Genomic DNA, 627 nt, shown 5'->3' on the forward strand with positions numbered 1-627 from the left:
GCCGCGGCATCCGACCGCGTCTGGTCGGCCTCCGGCCTGCGCTGGGCGCGCCGCTATCGCGATCGGCTGCGATTCACCGACGCCGCCATCGTCGTGGCCGCCACCCTCGCCGCCGTCACCGTGCGCATCATGGTCCTCGGCCCACCCGTCGCCGCGGACGGCTGGCTCCAGCCGGCGGGCATCCCGGTCCTCACAGCCGGAATCTGGCTCCTGGCCCTCAGCGCCTTCCGCTCCAGGGATCCGCACGTCATCGGAGTCGGCGCAGCCGAGTACAAGCGCGTCCTCAACGCGACGGCGACCGCGTTCGGGCTGGGCGCGATCCTGCTCCTCGTACTGCCCGAGACGGCCGGCGCACGCTGGTACCTGCTCGTCGCCGCACCGACCGGCGCGATCGCCCTGCTCGTCGGTCGCTGGAAGTGGCGGCGGTGGCTCTTCCTCCAGCGACGCCGAGGCAACTACCTGTCACGAGCGATCGTGGTCGGTGCACGACACGACGTGGAATACGTCGCCCGCCAGATCGCACGCGACGCCGGGGCGGGGTTCGTCGTGGTCGGCGCGGCGGTCGACGACGACCGGGCGGAGCTCACGGTGGCCGGGAGCAGCATCCCCGTCGTCGCGGGCACCGCC

1 protein-coding gene is annotated in these 627 nt (G+C 73.4%); it reads left to right on the plus strand.

The features are described 5' to 3' along the window. On the plus strand, positions 1-627 hold a 627-nt coding region (locus GH736_RS23995), incomplete at both ends, for a nucleoside-diphosphate sugar epimerase/dehydratase (RefSeq protein WP_407922389.1).

Origin of the sequence: Agromyces humi (assembly GCF_009720255.1) — a bacterium.
Taxonomy (GTDB): domain Bacteria; phylum Actinomycetota; class Actinomycetes; order Actinomycetales; family Microbacteriaceae; genus Agromyces; species Agromyces humi.